Below are 16,892 nucleotides of genomic sequence, written 5' to 3' on the forward strand. Positions count from 1 at the left end.
CCGCTTTCCTACTCCGAATCCTCCGCTTCCTGCCCCGCTTCGCCCCGCATGATCTGCGCCACGGTGACCGGCAGCGGCCGCATCGGCGTGATGGTGGACAGCGCGTGCTTGTACACGAGCTGCACCTTCCCCTCGAACTCCACCGCCACCGTGAAGTTGTCAAAGCCGCGAATCTGCCCCTTCAACTGGTACCCGTTGACCAGGTAGATGGTCACGGGGATGTTCTCCTTGCGAAGCAGGTTGAGGAACCCGTCCTGCAGGCTGGCTGACGCCTTTGTCACTTGATCCGCCCCTTCCTCTCTCTACAGGGCCATTTCTCCCTTATCAGTGTGACGATCTCCGCCACCGCCCGGTTGCGGGCCTCGTGCCCGGTCACATCCAGCCAGGTCAGCCGCCGCTCCCGCCGGAACCAAGTGAACTGCCGCTTGGCGAAGCGGCGGGTGTTCCGCTTGATCAGGGCCGCCGCCTCGTCCCAGGTGAGCAGGCCGCGCAGGTAGAGCACCAGCTCCCTGTACCCGAGGGCCTGCATCGACCGCACGTGCGGCGGGTACCGGGCCAGGAGCCCGCGCACCTCGTCCACCCAGCCGGCGGCCAGCATGGCGTCCACCCGCTGGTCGATGCGGGCGTAGAGCTGCGCGCGGTCCATCGTGAGGCCGATCATCAGGTCGTCGTACCGGGGCTCCGACTCGGCTGCGGTCTGCGTGGCCGAGATCGGCACGCCCGTCTGCGCGTAGACCTCCAGGGCCCGCACGATGCGGAGGAGGTCGTTGGGATGCAGCCTTGCGGCGGAGACCGGGTCCACCTCCGCCAGTCTGGCGTGGAGGTAGCCGGGGCCGTGCCGCTCCTCCTCCTCCCGGAGCCGGGCCCTCAGTTCGTGGTCGGCCTCCATCGGGGTGAAGGTGTACTTCTCCACCACGGCACGCACATAGAGGCCGGTGCCCCCCACCAGCATGGGCAGCCGGCCGCGGGCGCAGATCGCCGGGATCAGCTCGTCCACGCGGGCCTGAAACTCGGCTACCGAAAACTCCTCGTCCGGCTCCTTGATGTCGATCAGGTGGTGGGGCACCCCGCCCATCTCCTCGGGGCGGATCTTGGCGGTGCCGATGTCCATGCCCCGGTAGACCTGCATCGAGTCGCCGGAAATGATCTCGGCCCCCACGGCCTGCGCCACCGCCACCGAGAGGGCGGTCTTGCCCACCGCCGTGGGGCCCACCAGCACCACAAGTGGCAGTTTCACCGCTTGAACCTCTTCTCCAGTTCGGCTACTGACACGCAGATGATGGTCGGCCGGCCGTGGGGGCACGTGGCGGGCGAAGCGCACGCCGCCAAGTCGTGGAGCAGCGCGGCGATGTCCTCGGGCTGGAGCGCATCCCGCGCCTTGATGGCCGCCTTGCAGGCCGCCATCGCCGCCAGCACGCGCCGGCGCCGGTCGGTCACCGGCGTGCCCGGCGCCACCTGCTCCTCCTGAAGCCGGTCGAGGAAATCGGACACCAGCCGGGCCACGTGGTCGGTCCCGAGCCCGGCGGGCACCCCGTGAATCAGCAGGGTGCTTCCGCCGAAGGGCTCGGCCTCGAACCCGCTCTCGGCGAAGATGGCGGCGTTCTCCTGCCAGATGGCCATCTGCGCCGGCGTCAGGTCCAGGGTCAGCGGGAAGAGGAGCGGCTGCACGGCCGCGGCCTCCTCCTGCGCCGCCGCGTAGAGCCGTTCGAAGAAGACCCGCTCGTGAGCCGCGTGCTGGTCGATGAGGTAGAGCCCCTCCGGGCCGTCGCAGGCGATGTAGGAGCGGTGCACCTGGCCCAGCGGCCTGAGCGACCGGATCAGCTCGCCGGGGTCAGCGGGACGGGGCACGAAGCCCGCTTCGGCCAGGTCCATGGCCGGGGCGCCGGCCGCGACGACCTCAGTCGCCGACCGCTCCGAGAGGACCGCCTGCACGCCGCCCAGCGGAAGGTAGCTCTTCTCGGCCTCCCGGGCGGTAGTCTCCGCGCCCGCGCCGGCCGATACCCGCCACGGCGGCGGCGCGGCACGCCCGCCGCCCTCGCCGGGCCGCCCGGCGCCCGGCGGCACCCAGCCCCGCTGAACCGCCGCCTTCTCCGCGCTCCGGTCCGGCACCCGCACCTCGCCGTCGGGCGAGACCTCCGTGCCGGGAATCAGCAGGGCCGCGCCGAGCCCCTGGCGGGCGGCCTGGTAAACCGCCGCCCGCACCTCCCGGTCGCGCTGAAACCGCACCTCGGCCTTGGTCGGGTGGACGTTCACGTCCACCTCGTGCGGTTCCACTTCGATAAAGATGACACAGACCGGGTAGCGGCCGGTGGGCAGGAGGTGTGCATAGGCCTCCTCCAGGGCGTAGCGGGCGGCGATGGTGCGGACGGCCCGCTTGTTGACCAGGAAGTACTGGTGGCTCCGCCCGGCCCGGGCGATGGTGGGCCGTCCGATGAAGCCCCAGACCCGCGCGGCGTCGGTGCGGTGATCCACAGGAATTAGTTCCTTCGCCACCTCGCGCCCCAGCAGGGCGGTGATGGCCGCCAGCAGGTCGCCGGTCCCCGGGGTGGCGAAGACCTGGGCCTGACCGCTCTGGAAGCGGAAAGAAACATCGGGGCTCGCCAGGGCGAGGCGGGTCAGGATGTCGCCGATCTGGGCCATCTCCGTGGCGTTGGTCTTCAGGTACTTCAGCCGGGCGGGCACGTTGTAGAACAGGTTCCGCACCGTCACCCGGGTGCCGGCGGGGCAGCCGTGCTCCCCCTCCTCCACGATCTGGCCGCCCTCCACCAGGATGCGGTAGCCGGCCAGCTGGTCGCGGGGCCGGGTGATCAGCTCGAACTCCGAGACCGCGGCGATGGAGGGCAGCGCCTCGCCCCGGAACCCCAGGGTCGTGATGGCGCTCAGATCCTCGGCGGTGCGAATCTTCGAGGTCGCGTGGCGCTGCAGGGCGAGGCGCGCGTCCTCGGGAAGCATCCCCGCGCCGTCATCGCTCACCCGCACCAGCTCCCGCCCGCCGCCGCTCACCTCCACCACGATGCGCTTCGCACCGGCGTCCAGGGCGTTCTCCACCAGCTCCTTCACCACGCTGGCCGGCCGCTCCACCACCTCGCCCGCGGCAATTTGGTTGGCCGTCTGCTCGTCGAGCAGCCGAATCCTGGGCAAATCCTCACCTCCGACAACGGGCCCCGGCAGGGCGCAGTGACAGTGCGGCGGCGCTCTCCCAGCCGGAGGCGCCGCCCTTCAGGCTCACTTCTTCCTGGGCTCCTTGGGCTTGCCGTAGAGCTTCTCCATCTCCGCCTCGATCTGCTCCTGAAGCTGCATGACCTTCTTCTGCCGGCTCAGAATCGCCTTCTGCCGGAAGCCGCCGATCGCGGCCATCTGGTACATGGCCAGCGACTCCTTCGCGGCGGTGAGCGACATCTCGTGGAGCCGCTGGGCCTTCGGCGGTACCTTCATCTTGTTCATGTCCGCAATCAAGGCCTCGTAGGTGGAGATGATCTCCCGCAGCGGTTTGCGCATAAGTACGGGGTTCATGTTGGGGTTCTGGCCGAGCATCTGAGCCTGTTCGGCCTTCTCCTGGAGCTTATGCCTGTCATAAATGCGCTTGATGTCGATTGCGTACTTGCGAATCTTGAACCAGGGTGTCTGCCAGAGGATCAGAAAGGCCACACCGAGGGCGGCCAGTACGATGAGAAGCCATTGCCACCAGGTAAACACAGCGATTGTTCACTCCTCCAGGGAATCTCCCCACCGTCACATTGTGGCATGTCTCCTATGCAGAGGCAAGCCTTTCCGTTGACGGATTTCGGCAGGCGAGGGGCGAAGGATGACGGACTGCGGGCGGCGAAACGCCAGAGCATGACGGATTTCGCGTTCGCAGAGGAGGATGGGCGGTGGCCTGGTTCACACTGGTGAGCCACGGCGTCATCGTCGTCAGCCACGGCACCGTTACCGCCGCGCTCACGGGGCGTTCCCTGGCGTGCGGCGAGCACGTTCCGTACCGGCTGCCGCCACTTGAATCCGAAAGGGAGTGTCAAGCCTTGACCGCGTCCCCCGCTTACCTGCCCACCCAGGCCGCCGAGTTCAGCGGCCCGGACCGGCAGGCCATCGTCATCTTCTGCCCCGGCTGGACGGAACCCCTGCTTGCATTGCTGGAGAAGCGCCCCACCGCCTACGAGGCCGCCTGGCGCTACGCGGCGGACGAGCGGGCGCATGTGCTGGAGGTAGCCTATGAGGGCGCCGACCCGCTGCGCATCGCCCTGGTGGACGGGGTGCACAACCAGCTGATCGCCGCGCTGGTGCGAGGTCGGGCCCTGGTCCTCTCCCCGTACCCGCTCTACCGCGAGCCCGGCTGGGAGGGAGAGCTCTTCGCGCCGGAGACCTCGCTGGCGCTGCCGACCCTCCCGAGTCTCCTTGACAGCGCCGACGGAGGCTGACCAGCCGCTGCTTCAGCCCCGGCCGGTTCCCCCGCCCGGGCGTTGAGCATCACCGCGCTGCCCAGGACCAGCAGAATGCCGAGCATCTGGGGAAGCTGGAGCGGCTCCTGCAGGCGCAGGAACCCGAGGACCGCAGCCACCACCGGCTCCACCGTGGAAAGAATGGCCGCGTGGCTCGCCTCCACCGACTGCAGCCCGGTCAGGTAGAGGCCGTACGCCCCCAGGGTGGTCACCAGTGCGAGATAGGCGAGGGCAGGCAGCGCCTCGGGCGAGCGGGCGACCGCCAGGGCGGCTTCACGCCCGAAGAGCAGGAGCAGGGGGACCGCCCCCGCCAACAGCGAGTAGGTCTGCACCACCCACGGGTCGTAGCGCTTCAGGGCGTGCTTGCCGAAGATGGAGTACATGCCGTAGGTGAATCCGGCCCCGAGCCCCGTGAGCACCCCCAGGAGCTGTCCCCTGAAGGCGGCCGGCTCGTAGGCCTTGGCGACGAGGGTGCAGCCAGCCAGGGTCAGCGCCAGGGCCGCCAGCTTGATCCGGGTCAGCGGTTCGCCCAGGGTGAGGGCGGCCGCCACCGCGACGAACGCCGGCGCCGTGTAGAGCAGCACCGCAGCCGCGGCCACCGAAAGCTGCTGGATGGTCACGAAGTACAGCAGGTAGAACGCGGCGACGCTGACCAGCCCGTAGGCCGCGAAGAGCGGGACGTCCCGCAGGCGGACGCGCAGAGCGCGCGGCCGGAGCAAGAGCATCGCGGCCAGGAGCAGTGCAGCCGCCGCGCCCGCCCGCACCGTGACCACGGCCTGCGCAGAGAGGCCGCCGTCGTACAGGCCCCGGCTCACGACCCCCAGGGTTCCCCACAGACACGCGGCACCAGTGACCATGAGATAGCCCAGCGTACTCCGCCGCCTAACCCGCTCCATTGCGCCCGTTCCTCCCGGTTTCATCGGTCCCTGCCCGGCCGGGCAGGGACCGTCTCTTTAGTGCGTCTCTCTTTAATGGTCTGACGCCTGAGGCGGAAGGTGAGGTGCGGGCGGATGATTACACATAAAAAGATTGGGGCTGGACACAGCCCCCTGTTTCAGTGCAGCGGCGTGATGTTGAGCCGCCGCCCGTCCGGTCCAGCGTCCGGGTTTCGCTTCGGCGCCCTCACCTCCAGCAGGCCGTGCTGGAACGTCGCGGCCGCCTGCTCGCTGTCCACCGGAACGGGGAAGCTGACGGCGCGGCTGAAGGCGCCGTAGAAGCGCTCGGACCGGTACATGCCCCGCTGCCGGTCGGTCTCCTGGGCCCGTCGCTCGCCCCGGATGGTCACCCCCTGGTCGGTGATCCGCACGTCCACGTCCTCGGGGTTGAGCCCGGCCAGTTCGCAGCGCACCACGATGTCGCTGCCCTCTTCCACAACCTCCACCGGGAAGGCGTTGATCGCACCGCCGAAGGTCATCCCCGTGCCGAAGACGGGATCGGCGAAGAAGCGCTCCAGCGGCGAACGCACGCGCTCCAGCTCGCGCAAGGGATGCCACGGAATGAGATCCACGTCGTTCCCTCCTCGACCTGTTCCTCCGGGCGCCGCCGTGGCGGACGCGGCGCCCGTCAGGGAATCAGTATCTCCAGCGGCCCGCCGCCCAGATTCGCCTCAGGCACACACCGCGGCCCACAGCGTCGGAGGATTCTGACGCCCCGGACCGAATACTGACTCAGCGTAAAGGAGGTTGACACATGATCGCTGAAGCGCGCGCCTGTTCCGAACAACTGGCATTCGGGCTCCGTGCTCTGAAGAACGCCATCCGCGACCTCACCCCCGAGCAGCTGGCCTACGTTCCCCCCGGATTCGCCAACAGCATCGCCACGCTCGTGCTGCACGTCGCGGCCACCGAGGTGGTCGTGTGCGAACAGATCACGGGCAAGCAGGCCCCGGCGGACCTCAGGAAGGCGGTGCTCCTCGACAGGTACACGCCAGCCCCCGGCGGGCCCATCGCCTTCGCCGATCCCGGGGAGACGGTGGAGTCGCTCACCGAAAAGCTGGAGCGTGCCCGGGCCGAACTCACGGCCGTGCTGGAGCAGCTCACCGAGGCCGATCTGGAGCGCGGCTTCCCCATCTCCGCAGGCGGCCGCCCGCAGCCGCTCACCTTCTTCCTCCACCTCCTGCCCTTCCACCTCGCCTCGCATTACGGGCAGGTCATGATCATCCGACGCTTCTTCCAGCCTTCGGCCTGACAACAGCCGCCCCCCGGAACCCTCCGGGGGGCGGCTGCGCGTCAGCGGTTCTCCTTCGCCTTGGCCTGCAGCGCATACAGCATGTTGAGCGCCTCGATGGGCGTGAGGGCCATCACGTTCAGCCCGAGCAACTCCTCCACCACCGGGTCCTTCTTCGGTTCGAAGAAGCTGAGCTGCACCATGGGCTGCCGCCTGAGCTTCTGGGCCGCGGCCTCCCGGCGCGACTTGCGCTCGCCCTCCTGCTCCTCCAGGGTGGCGAGAATCTCCCGCGCCCGCTCCACCACCGCGCCCGGCAGTCCGGCCAGCCGGGCCACCTGGATGCCGTAGGAGCGGTCAGCCCCGCCGCGAATCAGCTTGCGGAGGAAGATGATCTCCTCCCCCTTCTCCATCACGGCGACGGAGTAGTTCTTGACCCCGGAGAGGATGCCCTCCAGCTCGCACAGCTCGTGGTAGTGCGTGGCAAACAGCGTCCGGCAGCCGATGGACTGGTGGATGTGCTCGGTGATCGCCCAGGCGATGGAGAGGCCGTCGAAGGTGGCGGTGCCCCGGCCCACCTCGTCCAGGACGACCAGCGAGCGCTCGGTGGCGCTGTGCAGGATGTTGGCCACCTCCGTCATCTCCACCATGAAGGTGGACCGGCCCGTGGCCAGGTCGTCGGAGGCGCCGACCCGGGTGAAGACCCGGTCGACCACGCCGATGTGCGCCGACTCCGCGGGGACGAACGAGCCCGCCTGCGTCAGGATCACCGCCAGGGCCGCCTGGCGCATGACCGTCGACTTGCCGCCCATGTTCGGCCCGGTGATGAGCAGCAGCCGGTTCTCGCCGGTGTCCACCAGCAGGTCGTTGGGCACGAAGGTGCCCTCCTCCATCACCCGCTCCAGCACCGGGTGGCGGGAGCCCTTCAGCTCCAGGACGGTGGAGTCGTCCACCAGGGGCCGGCAGTAGCCGTACAGGGCGGCCACCTCCGCAAAGGAGGCCAGGACGTCCAGCTCGGCCACCGCCCGGGCGGACTGCTGGATGCGGGTCACCTGCGCGGCCACCCGCTGCCGGATCTCTAGGAAGAGCTCGTACTCCAGGCTCATCACCCGCTCGGAGGCGTGGAGCACCTTCTCCTCCAGCTCCTTCAGCTCAGGCGTGATGAACCGCTCCTCGTTGGCGAGGGTCTGCTTCCGGATGTAGTCGGGGGGCACCAGGGAGAGGTTGGGCTTGGTCACCGCCAGGTAGTAGCCGAAGACCTTGTTGTAGCCGATCTTCAGCGACTTGATGCCGGTGCGCTCCCGCTCGCGCGCCTCCACCTGGGCGATCCACGCCTTGCCGTCCCGGGCGATGCGGCGCAGCTCGTCCACCTCCGGGTGGTACCCGTCCTTCAGAATGCCGCCCTCCGTGAGCGCGACTGGCGGCTCGTCGGCGATGGCGTGCTCGATGAGGTCCCGCACGTCGTCGAGCATGTCCAGCTGGTCCCGCAGCTGCACCAGCCGCTCAGCGGTGACCTCCTCCAGGGCAACCCGGATCGAAGGCAGGGCCACCAGCGACTTCTTCAGGGCCACCAGGTCCCGGGCCGTTGCGGTGCCCACGGCCACCCGGCCAGCCAGCCGCTCCAAGTCGTGCACCTCCTGCAGCAGGGCGCGCAGGTCGGCCCGCATCACCGGCATGTTGAGCAGCTCGCCCACCGCGCCGTGGCGCGCCTGAATCTGGCCGAGATCCAGCAGCGGCCGCTCGATCCAGCTCTTCAGCAGGCGGGCGCCCATGGCGGTCACCGTCCGGTCGATCACCCAGAGCAGGGTGCCCCGGCGCCCGCCGTCCCGCAGGGAGCGGGTGAGCTCCAGGTTCCGCCGGGTGGCGGGGTCCAGCACCATGTAGTCCCCGGGATAGTAGACGGCCAGCCCGCTCACGTGGCTCAGGCTGGACCGGTGCATCTCCTCCAGATACGCCAGGGCCGCGCCGGCGGCCGAGGTGGCCAGCTCCAGGTGCTCGCACCCGAAGCCGCTCAGGTTGGCGGTGCCGAAGTGCTGGGTGAGCCGCCGGTAGGCCGCCGCATGGCTGAAGTGACGCCCCTCGAAGACGGAGATGGCGATGCCCGCGGCCTTCAGCGGCCCAGTCACCGAGGGCTCCGCCGCCAGCCCCGGCTCCAGGATGACCTCCCGCGGCTCCAGCCGGCCGATCTCCTCCAGAAGGAGCCGGAGGCTGTCCGCGCCGTTCATCTGGGCCGCCGCAAACTCGCCGGTGGAGAGGTCGACGACCGCCAGGCCGAACCCCGTCCGCGACCAGGCAATGGAGGCCAGGAAGTTGTTGGCCTTCTCGGGGAGGAGACGGGGCTCCACCAGGGTGCCGGGGGTCACCACCCGGGTGACGTCCCGCCTCACGAGCCCCTTCGCCTTCTTCGGATCCTCCAGCTGCTCGCAGATGGCCACCTTGTAGCCCTTCTCGATCAGGCGGGCGATGTAGCCCTCAGCCGCGTGGTAGGGGATCCCGGCCATGGGCACCCGGCCCATGCCCTTGCCGGCTTCCCGGCCGGTGAGCACCAGCTCCAGCTCCCGGGCGACCAGCTCCGCGTCGTCCATGAAGGTCTCGTAAAAGTCGCCCAGCCGGTAGAACAGGATGCAGTCCGGGTACTGCTCCTTGATCTGCAGGTACTGGGCGAACATCGGTGTTGCCTTGGCTGGGTCCACTTGCCGCATATCCTCCTCATCCGCACAGCTTGACCCCTGCGGGCGGTGCGGTCCTTCCGGCTGTTCTTCGTCAGCCGCACCCGGTCTACCTTCTTTTCAAGTCGGGAGGGGGGCGACAGCCCCCCTCCCGACACCCACCCCTGCCAAATGCTACCCACTGCCACGGGGTCGGGCCGTACACGCCGCCCCGCCCCCGTGAAGGAAGGCAGGTGCCTCTGGCCATAGAGGGGGCCATAGCCCCCCCTCCCGACACCCACCCCTGCCAAATGCTACCCACTGCCACGGGGTCGGGCCGTACACGCCGCCCCGCCCCCGTGAAGGAAGGCAGGTGCCTCTGGCCATAGAGGGGGCCATAGCCCCCCCTCCCGACATCCACCCCTGCCAAATGCTACCCACTGCCACGGGGTCGGGCCGTACACGCCGCCCCGCCCCCGTGAAGGAAGGCAGGTGCCTCTGGCCATAGAGGGGGCCATAGCCCCCCCTCCCGACATCCACCCCTGCCAAATGCTACCCACTGCCACGGGGTCGGACCGTACACGCCGCCCCTCCCCCGTGAGGAAAGGCAGGTGCCTCTGGCCATAGAGGGGGGCCATAGCCCCCCTCCCGACACCACCTCATTTATCCTCCGCAGCCGCAGCCGCCGCCCGAGCCGCAGGCGCCGCCCTTCGTCTTCGGCGCCTCCTGGCCGGTGATCGGGAAGGTGATCACGGCGTTCAGCCGGTCCATGAAGGCATCCAGCGCCACCCGGGCGTTCCAGTAGGCCTGAATGGCCGGGTGGGCGTTGAACCGCTCCTCGACGGCCAGGAACCGTTCGACCAGGGCCTGCTGCTCCTCCGGGGGCCTGCCGCGGGAACGCTTCACCGCGCGCTTGGCCGCCTCGTACTCCTGAATGAGCGCGACCGCCTCGGGATCGGCCAGCACCGCGTCCTCGGTCCGCCGGTACTCCTGCAGCTCCGGCGTCTCCGCGATGGCCTCGGCCAGCTCCCGGGCGAGCATCCACACATCGCGACGTGTCGCGACCGACACGGAATCTCCCCCCATCGTGCTGACTAGGCCAGCGAGACCGGGCTCTCGACCAGCTCGCCCTCCAGCGTCCAGGTGCCGGCGCGGGTGATGCGCACGGGCACAATCTTGCCCCTGAGCGACTCGTCGCCGGGGAAGGTGACCAGGATGTTGCCCCGGGTCCGCCCGAAGACGACGTCGGGCTTGCCCTTATCGAGCCCCTCCACCAGGATGTCGTACACCTTGCCCACCCGGGCCTCGTTCTTGGCGCGGCCGATGCGGTTCTGCACCTCCATCAGCCGCTGGAGCCGCTCCTTCTTCTCGGGCACGCTGAGCCTGTCCTCCATCTCCGCGGCCGGCGTGCCGGCGCGCTCGGAGTACATGAACATGAAGGCGGCGTCGTACTGGACCTCCTCCACCAGGCTCAGGGTCTCCTGGAACTCCTCCTCCGTCTCACCCGGGAAGCCCACGATGATGTCGGTGGTGATCACCGCGTCGGGAATCAGCTCCCGGATCCACGACACCAGCCGCAGGTACTGCTTCCGGTTGTACGACCGCTTCATCCGCCTGAGCACGGCGTCGGAACCGGACTGCACGGGCAGGTGGAACCACTCGCACACCTTCTCGGCCAGGGCGATCTGCTCCACCATCTTGCGGGTGAAGTCCTTCGGGTGGTTGGTGGTGAAGCGGATGCGCTCGATGCCGGGGCTGTTCCGGTCGATGAGCTCGATCAGGTCGCCGAAGTCGAAGGCCCCCTCGCCGTGGCGGCCGTAGAGATCCTTGCCGTAGGCGTTGACGTTCTGCCCCAGCAGCGTGATCTCCTTGAAGCCCTGCCGTGCCAGGTCCTGCACCTCGGCCAGGATGACCTCGTAGGGCCGGCTGCGCTCCTTGCCGCGGGTGGTGGGCACAATGCAGTAGGTGCAGTGCTTGTCGCAGCCATACATGATGGTCACCCAGGCCTTCAGGTCGCCTTCCCGGGCGGCCGGCAGGATGTCCGGGAAATCGTCGCCCATCGACTCCCACACGTCGACCACGGTCTCCCGCTCATTGCGGGCCCGCTCGATCAACTCGGGCAGCCGGTGGATGTTGTGGGTGCCGAAGATCAGGTCCAGGTAGGGGAAGATCCGCAGCATGCGGTCGACCTGACCCTCCACCTGCGGCACGCAGCCGCAGACGCCGATCACCATGTCGGGGTTGGTGTACTTCAGGGGTTTCAGCTGGCCGATGCGGCCGAAGGCGTGCTCCACGGCCGACTCCCGCACGGCGCAGGTGTTGAAGAGCAGCAGGTCGGCGTCGCTGGGCCCCTCCGCCCGCACGTAGCCCATCTGGGCCAGGATGCCGTACATGATCTCACTGTCGTGCTCATTCATCTGGCACCCGTAGGTCTCAATATGCACCCGGGGCTCCGGCTTGCCGTGGATGCGCCGGCCGGCCTCGGGGTCGATTCTCATCTGGGCGACGGTGCGGGGCTCCAGGTGGTCGAAGCCGCCGGGCGTGAGGTCCGCATCGGCCTGCGGAGCGGCCATCGGCAGCTCCTCCAGCGTGCCTTCCTTCATCATCCGCTCCACCCGGTCGAGAATATGGTTGAGGTCATCTGCGCGATGGTCCTTTCGGGTCATGTATCGTCTCCCCCTTTGGGGCGGTGATTTACTGAATGTGCATCTAGTGTAGTGTACCACAACTGCGCGCCCACCCAAAGGGGCATTGGCCCGGTCGACGGCCGACCCCTGTCTCAGTCGGGCGCCTTCCTCCTGCGGCAGTAACGCAGGAAGCGCCGCGGTCGTCCAGAAAGGTACAGGGAGGGTATCACGAATGAGCGATAAGAAGCTGGAACTGGCCACCTTCGCCGGCGGCTGCTTCTGGTGCATGGTCAGCCCCTTCGAGGAGCAGCCCGGCATCCACAAGGTGGTCTCGGGATACACCGGGGGCCACAAGGAAAACCCCACCTACGAGGAGGTCTGCGCCGGCAACACCGGCCACTTCGAGGCCGTGCAGATCACGTTCGACCCGCAGGTCTTCCCCTACGAGCGGCTGCTGGAGATCTTCTGGCGCCAGATCGACCCCACCGACCCCGGCGGGCAGTTTCACGACCGGGGTGAATCCTACCGGACAGCCATCTTCTACCACAACGAGGAGCAGCGCCGGCTGGCCGAGCAGTCCAGGGCCGATCTGGAGGCCAGCGGCCGGTTCGACAAGCCCATCGCCACGCTGATCCTCCCCGCCGGCCCCTTCTACCCGGCGGAGGAGTACCACCAGAACTACCACAGGAAGAATCCGCTCCACTACCAGCGCTACCGTGCGGCGTCCGGCCGCGACGAGTTCATCCGCCGGCACTGGCGCGACCCCCGGCGCGAGGAGGAGCTGCGCCGCCGGCTGACGCCCATCCAGTACGCGGTGACGCAGAACGACGCCACCGAGCCGCCGTTCACCGGCGAGTACTGGAACCACTTCGAAGAGGGCATCTACGTGGACGTGGTCTCGGGCGAGCCGCTCTTCAGCTCGAAGGACAAGTTCGACGCCGGCTGCGGCTGGCCCAGCTTCACCCGCCCCCTGGTCGAGGGCAACATCGTCGAGCGGCTGGACCTCAGCCACGGCATGGTCCGCACCGAGGTGCGCAGCCGGGGGGCCGATTCCCACCTGGGCCACGTCTTCCCGGACGGCCCCGCGCCCACGGGCCTCAGATACTGCATCAACTCCGCGGCCCTGCGGTTCATCCCGAAGGAGGACCTCGAGAAGGAAGGATACGACGAGTTCCGGAAGCTCTTTGACTAACGCACAGAAACCGGCGCCCAAGTGGGCGCCGGGAGGGGGTGTGCCGAGGATGGCAGGCGATCGCCGCTGGGACGTGGTCATCGTCGGCGCCGGGATGGCGGGCCTCGCGACGGCGATCTGGGCCCGCCGGCTGGGGCTGGAGCCGCTGGTGCTGGAGCGGGAGGGCCGTGCCGGCGGACAGCTCAACCAGATCGGCGGGCGGATCTTCGACTACCCCGGTCTGGACCTGCCGAGCGGTGAGGCCCTCACCCAGCGCCTGGTGCGCCAGGCCGAGGAGGCCGGCGCCACCCTCCGGCTCGGCCGGCCCGTCTCCGCCGTGTCAGCCGCAGACCGCACCTGCGTGACCCCCGAAGGGCCGGTGACCGGCCGCGCCCTGGTGATTGCCACAGGGCTCAGCGCCCGGAGGCTCGGGGTGGACGGCGAGCAGGACCTCTACCGGGGCGGATGGGTCCGCCGCCCGTCCCACGACCTTCCCTGGTTCCAGGGAAGGCGGGTCGCCGTGATCGGCGGCGGCGACCGGGCGGTGGAGAACGCCGGCCTCCTGCTGCCGGTGGTGAGGCGGGTGCACCTGCTCAGCCGCAGCCCCCTCAGGGCACGCCCGGACCTCACGGCCCCGGTGCTCTCCAGCGAGAAGCTGGTTCACCACGAAGGGGCGACGGTGGCCCGCTTCCGGACCCGGCCCGACGCCGTCACGCTGGATGTGGAGCAGAGCGGCCGCCAGTGGAGCCTGGAGGTCGACGCCGTGTGCATCTACATCGGCAACCAGCCCAACAGCCAGCTCGTGGCGGGGCAGGTGGAACTGGACCCCGAGGGCTACATCCTCACCGACCGGTACGGGCAGACCTCGGTCCCCGGCGTCTTTGCGGTGGGCGACGTCTGCACCCCGCCCGCCTACCAGAGCCTGGTCATGGCCGGCGGGCAGGCCATGGCGGTGGCGAAGCGCATCGCCCTGAGCCTGTGATCCGGGCTCCCTCAGCAGACGGGGGCAGCCCATCCATCTCCCCGACTGTCGCCCACCGCTAACCGGGGCGGCCTGCGTCCCGGTTAGCCACCTGCTCACGCAGCCGCGGCGCCGACCCGTCAAACGGGAACCGGCGCTCCTCCACGAGCCGGATCAGTTCGGCCAGCCCTTCCCGGGCCAGCTGCACCAGCTCCTCGGGATAGCCCCACTCCCGCCGGTGCGCCTCGAACTCATCTTCATCTTCCACCCGATAGGAGAGGTCTTCCCACACGATCAGGTCCAGGTCGATGCTGGACAGCACATCGTCCGACAGCGCGGCCGGCGTCGTGATGTTGCAGTAGTAGTGCAGGAAGGAGCCGTCGGCGTGCCAGCCGGCGCTCACGCTGTAGGGCCGGGTGGTGAAGTGAAACTCGATGGACTCGTTGGGCACCGGCCAGTCCACCAGCCCCCGCCCCGGATGGGTCAGGGGGCGTCCGTACGGGCCGTGGACGATGACCACGTCAGGCCGCTCCTCGATGAGCCGGACGGGGTAGCTGTAGTGCCTTCTGCCGCCGTACTTGTACTCCTGAACCGATACTGTGCGCATCTGCGGTCTCCTCTTCTGTGTCCTCGCCGGATCGGCCCCGGCAGGCTCAGGTTTGCGCCGTAACGCCCCGCATCATGCTGCTGAAGCCCGCGACCGGGGACTCCGGGGGCGCCGCACGACCACCGCGCTTGCGGCACCATTCTGGCAAGCGCCATTCTACAGCGTGCCGATCGCCGGAGCAAGACGTACCTGTATACAGAAAAAAGCGCCCGGTGCATGTGCACCGGGCGCTGCGGTCTGCTCCGCTGTTTAGCGGCGAGGGCCGCGCTCCGGACGAGGCTGGGCCTCGTTCACGGTGAGCGCACGGCCGGCCCACTCGGCACCGTTCAGGGCGTCGATGACGGCCTGAGCCTGGTCGGCCGGAACCTCAACGAAGCCGAAGCCGCGGCTGCGGCCGGTCTCCCGATCGGTGGCGATGCGGGCGCCGAGCACCTCAGCATGCTGCGACACGGCGTTCTGAAGGTCCTCCGGCGTAACGGCCCACGGAAGGTTGCCGAAGTACAGGGTCTTGGTCATTCGCATTCTCTCTCCCATCATTCATGATATTTGGATTCGCGTTCGGGAGGGAGACGCGAGGAATTCGCCCGTAGTTCGGCAAACCAGCGCACCGCTCACCAAGCCGCTAACCAATGACAGGGTACGCCTTTTCCTCGCGAAATGCAACCCCTGTTTTTCGTTATCGGTGCGGATCTCCCCAGCGGCTCTTCCGCATCGGCCTTCCGGGGCTTCCGACACCGGGCTCCAGCTCGGAGCCGATCTCGTAGTTAGCCTTGGCGTCTGCGTCGCGCCAGCCGCCCCGCCGTTGGGCGAGAATCCGCCGCAACCCCTGCCCCGCTTTTAGCTTGCCGATCTTGTTGCCCGGCATATGCACACCTCCTCATGCCGTAGTCTTCCCTGCCCGCGCGCTACATAACGGCGGCGCGGCCGGTAAAGACTACTGTGCGCAACCACAGCGCGACAGGAGGTCGGAGAAGCGGTGCACTTCACTCTCAGGGCCCGCGGGGCGGTGTCGGGCGTGTCGCTCTTCGAGCTATCGGTGGACGGAGACGGAAACTGGCACTACCAGAGCCGCGCCATCGCGAGTGCGCACGGTCGGCTCTCAGAGGCCGACCGTGCGCAGCTGAAGGCACGCTATGAACAGGTGGACTGGGACGCCGAGGTGCTGAACGGCCCCATCGGCCGGGATGCGCACACCCTCTTCGAGCTGGAGGTCACCGGCGCCGGGGGCGAGACGCGGCTTTACCAGTTCGACGACGAGTTCCACCACCGGTCCTGGCAGTTCCGCGACCTGGTCCACTTCCTCAGGCACAACGTGGCCACCGGCGGGGAGCCGGTCGGCACGGGGGAGGCTGCTGCGCTACGGCGACGGGATGGTGACACTGTACCGCTGTTTCAGTAGGCCCAGGAAGGCCTTCACGGCGTCGCTGCGCCGCTCGCCGCGCCGCAGGATGAGCGAGGTGGTGCGGCTCGAGCGGGGCAGCCCCGGCACGTTGAGCCGCACCAGCTGGCCGGAGATCAGCTCCCGCTGCACGGCCGACACCGGCTCCAGCGCGATGCCGAAACCCAGGGCCACCATGGTCTTGATCGCCTCGTGATTGTCGAACTCCATGACGAACTTGGGCTGGATGCCCATCTCCTCCAGCACCTGGTCGGTGGTCATGCGGAAGCGGGCGCCGCGCACGTAGCCGATGAAGGGCAGCTGCGCCAGGTCGGCGTTACTGAGCACCGGCGGCAGGTCCGCCGCGAAGGAGGGGCCGGCCACGACCACCAGGGGGTCCTCGAAGAGGGGCACCACGTCGATGCGCTCGTGCACCTGCGGGGTGGTGACCAGGCCCACGTCCACCTCGCCGTGCAGCAGCATCGTCACCGTCTCACGGTTGTTGCCGGTCTTCACGTTGATCTTCACCCGCGGGTTCTCCCGCACGTAGGCCGCCAGCAGATCCGGCAGGGTGAAGAGGCCAATGGTGTGCACGCACCCCACCGTCACACTGCCGCTTCCCGGTGAGCGGAACTCCTGAACCGCAGCCTCGCACTGCCCCACCAGGTGGATGACCTGGCGGGCGTAATCGTAGACCAGCTCTCCCACGGGAGTCAGGTGCACCCGTTTTCCCTGCCGGGTAAAGAGCTGCACCTGCAGATAGTCTTCCAGCGCGCCCACCTGCTTCGTGACCGAGGGCTGCGTCAGGTTCAGGAGATGCGCCGCGCGGGTGAACGAGCCTTCCTCCACCACGCGGCAGAACGTGGTCAGGTGCTGAAGCAGCATGTAACTCCTCCTCTGG

Annotated in this window: 18 protein-coding genes; 5 read left to right on the forward strand and 13 right to left on the reverse strand. The window is 68.7% G+C overall.

Annotated features, from left to right (window positions below):
- Positions 1–8: 8 nt before the first annotated feature.
- The 4 genes from hfq to ACZ45O_RS05215 all read right to left on the reverse strand — a co-directional run bounded on the left by hfq (position 9) and on the right by ACZ45O_RS05215 (position 3,696).
- A complete protein-coding gene (gene hfq, locus ACZ45O_RS05200) occupies positions 9–281 on the reverse strand; it encodes an RNA chaperone Hfq (RefSeq protein WP_464856237.1) in 273 nt (90 codons plus the stop codon).
- Positions 278–1,237: a tRNA (adenosine(37)-N6)-dimethylallyltransferase MiaA gene (gene miaA / locus ACZ45O_RS05205; RefSeq protein WP_464856239.1), complete on the reverse strand. Its 960-nt coding sequence runs from the start codon at positions 1,235–1,237 to the stop codon at positions 278–280. The genes hfq and miaA overlap by 4 nt, the downstream gene beginning before the upstream one ends.
- Positions 1,234–3,141: a DNA mismatch repair endonuclease MutL gene (gene mutL / locus ACZ45O_RS05210; RefSeq protein WP_464856241.1), complete on the reverse strand. Its 1,908-nt coding sequence runs from the start codon at positions 3,139–3,141 to the stop codon at positions 1,234–1,236. Before mutL ends, miaA begins: the two co-directional genes overlap by 4 nt.
- 84 nt (positions 3,142–3,225) lie before the next feature.
- Complete coding sequence (locus ACZ45O_RS05215; protein ID WP_464856243.1) at positions 3,226–3,696, reverse strand: hypothetical protein; 471 nt, start codon at positions 3,694–3,696, stop codon at positions 3,226–3,228.
- 176 nt (positions 3,697–3,872) lie between these two features.
- On the opposite strand from ACZ45O_RS05215, the gene ACZ45O_RS05220 reads away from it, so the two are divergent.
- Complete coding sequence (locus tag ACZ45O_RS05220) at positions 3,873–4,415, forward strand: hypothetical protein (RefSeq protein WP_464856245.1); 543 nt, start codon at positions 3,873–3,875, stop codon at positions 4,413–4,415.
- On the opposite strand, the gene ACZ45O_RS05225 is transcribed toward ACZ45O_RS05220, so the two are convergent.
- The gene (locus ACZ45O_RS05225) at positions 4,316–5,332 is read right to left on the reverse strand and encodes a DMT family transporter (protein ID WP_464856247.1); all 1,017 of its coding nucleotides are present in this window, start codon (positions 5,330–5,332) and stop codon (positions 4,316–4,318) included. The genes ACZ45O_RS05220 and ACZ45O_RS05225 overlap by 100 nt on opposite strands.
- 158 nt (positions 5,333–5,490) lie before the next feature.
- Entirely contained in the window at positions 5,491–5,943 is a 453-nt protein-coding gene (locus ACZ45O_RS05230) for an Hsp20/alpha crystallin family protein (protein ID WP_464856249.1), read from the reverse strand.
- Positions 5,944–6,125: 182 nt separating this feature from the next.
- Here ACZ45O_RS05230 and ACZ45O_RS05235 point away from each other — a divergent pair, with 182 nt between their 5' ends.
- On the forward strand, positions 6,126–6,623 hold the full coding sequence (locus tag ACZ45O_RS05235) for a DinB family protein (RefSeq protein WP_464856251.1): 498 nt from the start codon (positions 6,126–6,128) through the stop codon (positions 6,621–6,623).
- A 41-nt stretch (positions 6,624–6,664) separates the two neighbouring features.
- Here ACZ45O_RS05235 and mutS read toward each other — a convergent pair whose 3' ends face one another.
- The 3 genes from mutS to miaB all read right to left on the reverse strand — a co-directional run bounded on the left by mutS (position 6,665) and on the right by miaB (position 11,745).
- Positions 6,665–9,268, reverse strand: a complete 2,604-nt coding sequence (mutS, locus tag ACZ45O_RS05240) for a DNA mismatch repair protein MutS (protein WP_464857660.1) — start codon at positions 9,266–9,268, stop codon at positions 6,665–6,667.
- Between the two features lie 642 nt (positions 9,269–9,910).
- Positions 9,911–10,318, reverse strand: a complete 408-nt coding sequence (locus ACZ45O_RS05245) for a YlbF/YmcA family competence regulator (RefSeq protein WP_464856253.1) — start codon at positions 10,316–10,318, stop codon at positions 9,911–9,913.
- Positions 10,319–10,341: 23 nt separating this feature from the next.
- A complete protein-coding gene (gene miaB, locus ACZ45O_RS05250; RefSeq protein WP_464857662.1) occupies positions 10,342–11,745 on the reverse strand; it encodes a tRNA (N6-isopentenyl adenosine(37)-C2)-methylthiotransferase MiaB in 1,404 nt (467 codons plus the stop codon).
- A 361-nt stretch (positions 11,746–12,106) separates the two neighbouring features.
- Here miaB and msrA point away from each other — a divergent pair, with 361 nt between their 5' ends.
- Together msrA and ACZ45O_RS05260 are read left to right on the forward strand one after the other, a co-directional pair.
- The gene (gene msrA, locus ACZ45O_RS05255) at positions 12,107–13,066 is read left to right on the forward strand and encodes a peptide-methionine (S)-S-oxide reductase MsrA (protein ID WP_464856255.1); all 960 of its coding nucleotides are present in this window, start codon (positions 12,107–12,109) and stop codon (positions 13,064–13,066) included.
- A gap of 49 nt (positions 13,067–13,115) precedes the next feature.
- Positions 13,116–14,027, forward strand: coding sequence for an NAD(P)/FAD-dependent oxidoreductase (locus ACZ45O_RS05260; protein WP_464856257.1), 912 nt, complete (start codon positions 13,116–13,118; stop codon positions 14,025–14,027).
- Positions 14,028–14,085: 58 nt separating this feature from the next.
- Here ACZ45O_RS05260 and ACZ45O_RS05265 read toward each other — a convergent pair whose 3' ends face one another.
- The 3 genes from ACZ45O_RS05265 to ACZ45O_RS05275 all read right to left on the reverse strand — a co-directional run bounded on the left by ACZ45O_RS05265 (position 14,086) and on the right by ACZ45O_RS05275 (position 15,478).
- Positions 14,086–14,613: a DUF402 domain-containing protein gene (locus ACZ45O_RS05265; RefSeq protein ID WP_464856259.1), complete on the reverse strand. Its 528-nt coding sequence runs from the start codon at positions 14,611–14,613 to the stop codon at positions 14,086–14,088.
- A 249-nt stretch (positions 14,614–14,862) separates the two neighbouring features.
- On the reverse strand, positions 14,863–15,129 hold the full coding sequence (locus tag ACZ45O_RS05270) for an RNA recognition motif domain-containing protein (protein ID WP_209464926.1): 267 nt from the start codon (positions 15,127–15,129) through the stop codon (positions 14,863–14,865).
- A 160-nt stretch (positions 15,130–15,289) separates the two neighbouring features.
- On the reverse strand, positions 15,290–15,478 hold the full coding sequence (locus ACZ45O_RS05275; protein ID WP_464856261.1) for a hypothetical protein: 189 nt from the start codon (positions 15,476–15,478) through the stop codon (positions 15,290–15,292).
- Between the two features lie 111 nt (positions 15,479–15,589).
- Between ACZ45O_RS05275 and ACZ45O_RS05280 the strand changes: the two genes are divergently transcribed.
- Positions 15,590–16,012: a hypothetical protein gene (locus ACZ45O_RS05280; protein ID WP_464856263.1), complete on the forward strand. Its 423-nt coding sequence runs from the start codon at positions 15,590–15,592 to the stop codon at positions 16,010–16,012.
- Here ACZ45O_RS05280 and ACZ45O_RS05285 read toward each other — a convergent pair.
- Complete coding sequence (locus ACZ45O_RS05285; protein ID WP_464856265.1) at positions 15,971–16,876, reverse strand: LysR family transcriptional regulator; 906 nt, start codon at positions 16,874–16,876, stop codon at positions 15,971–15,973. The genes ACZ45O_RS05280 and ACZ45O_RS05285 overlap by 42 nt on opposite strands.
- Positions 16,877–16,892: the final 16 nt, after the last annotated feature.

The organism is Symbiobacterium turbinis, assembly GCF_055383075.1.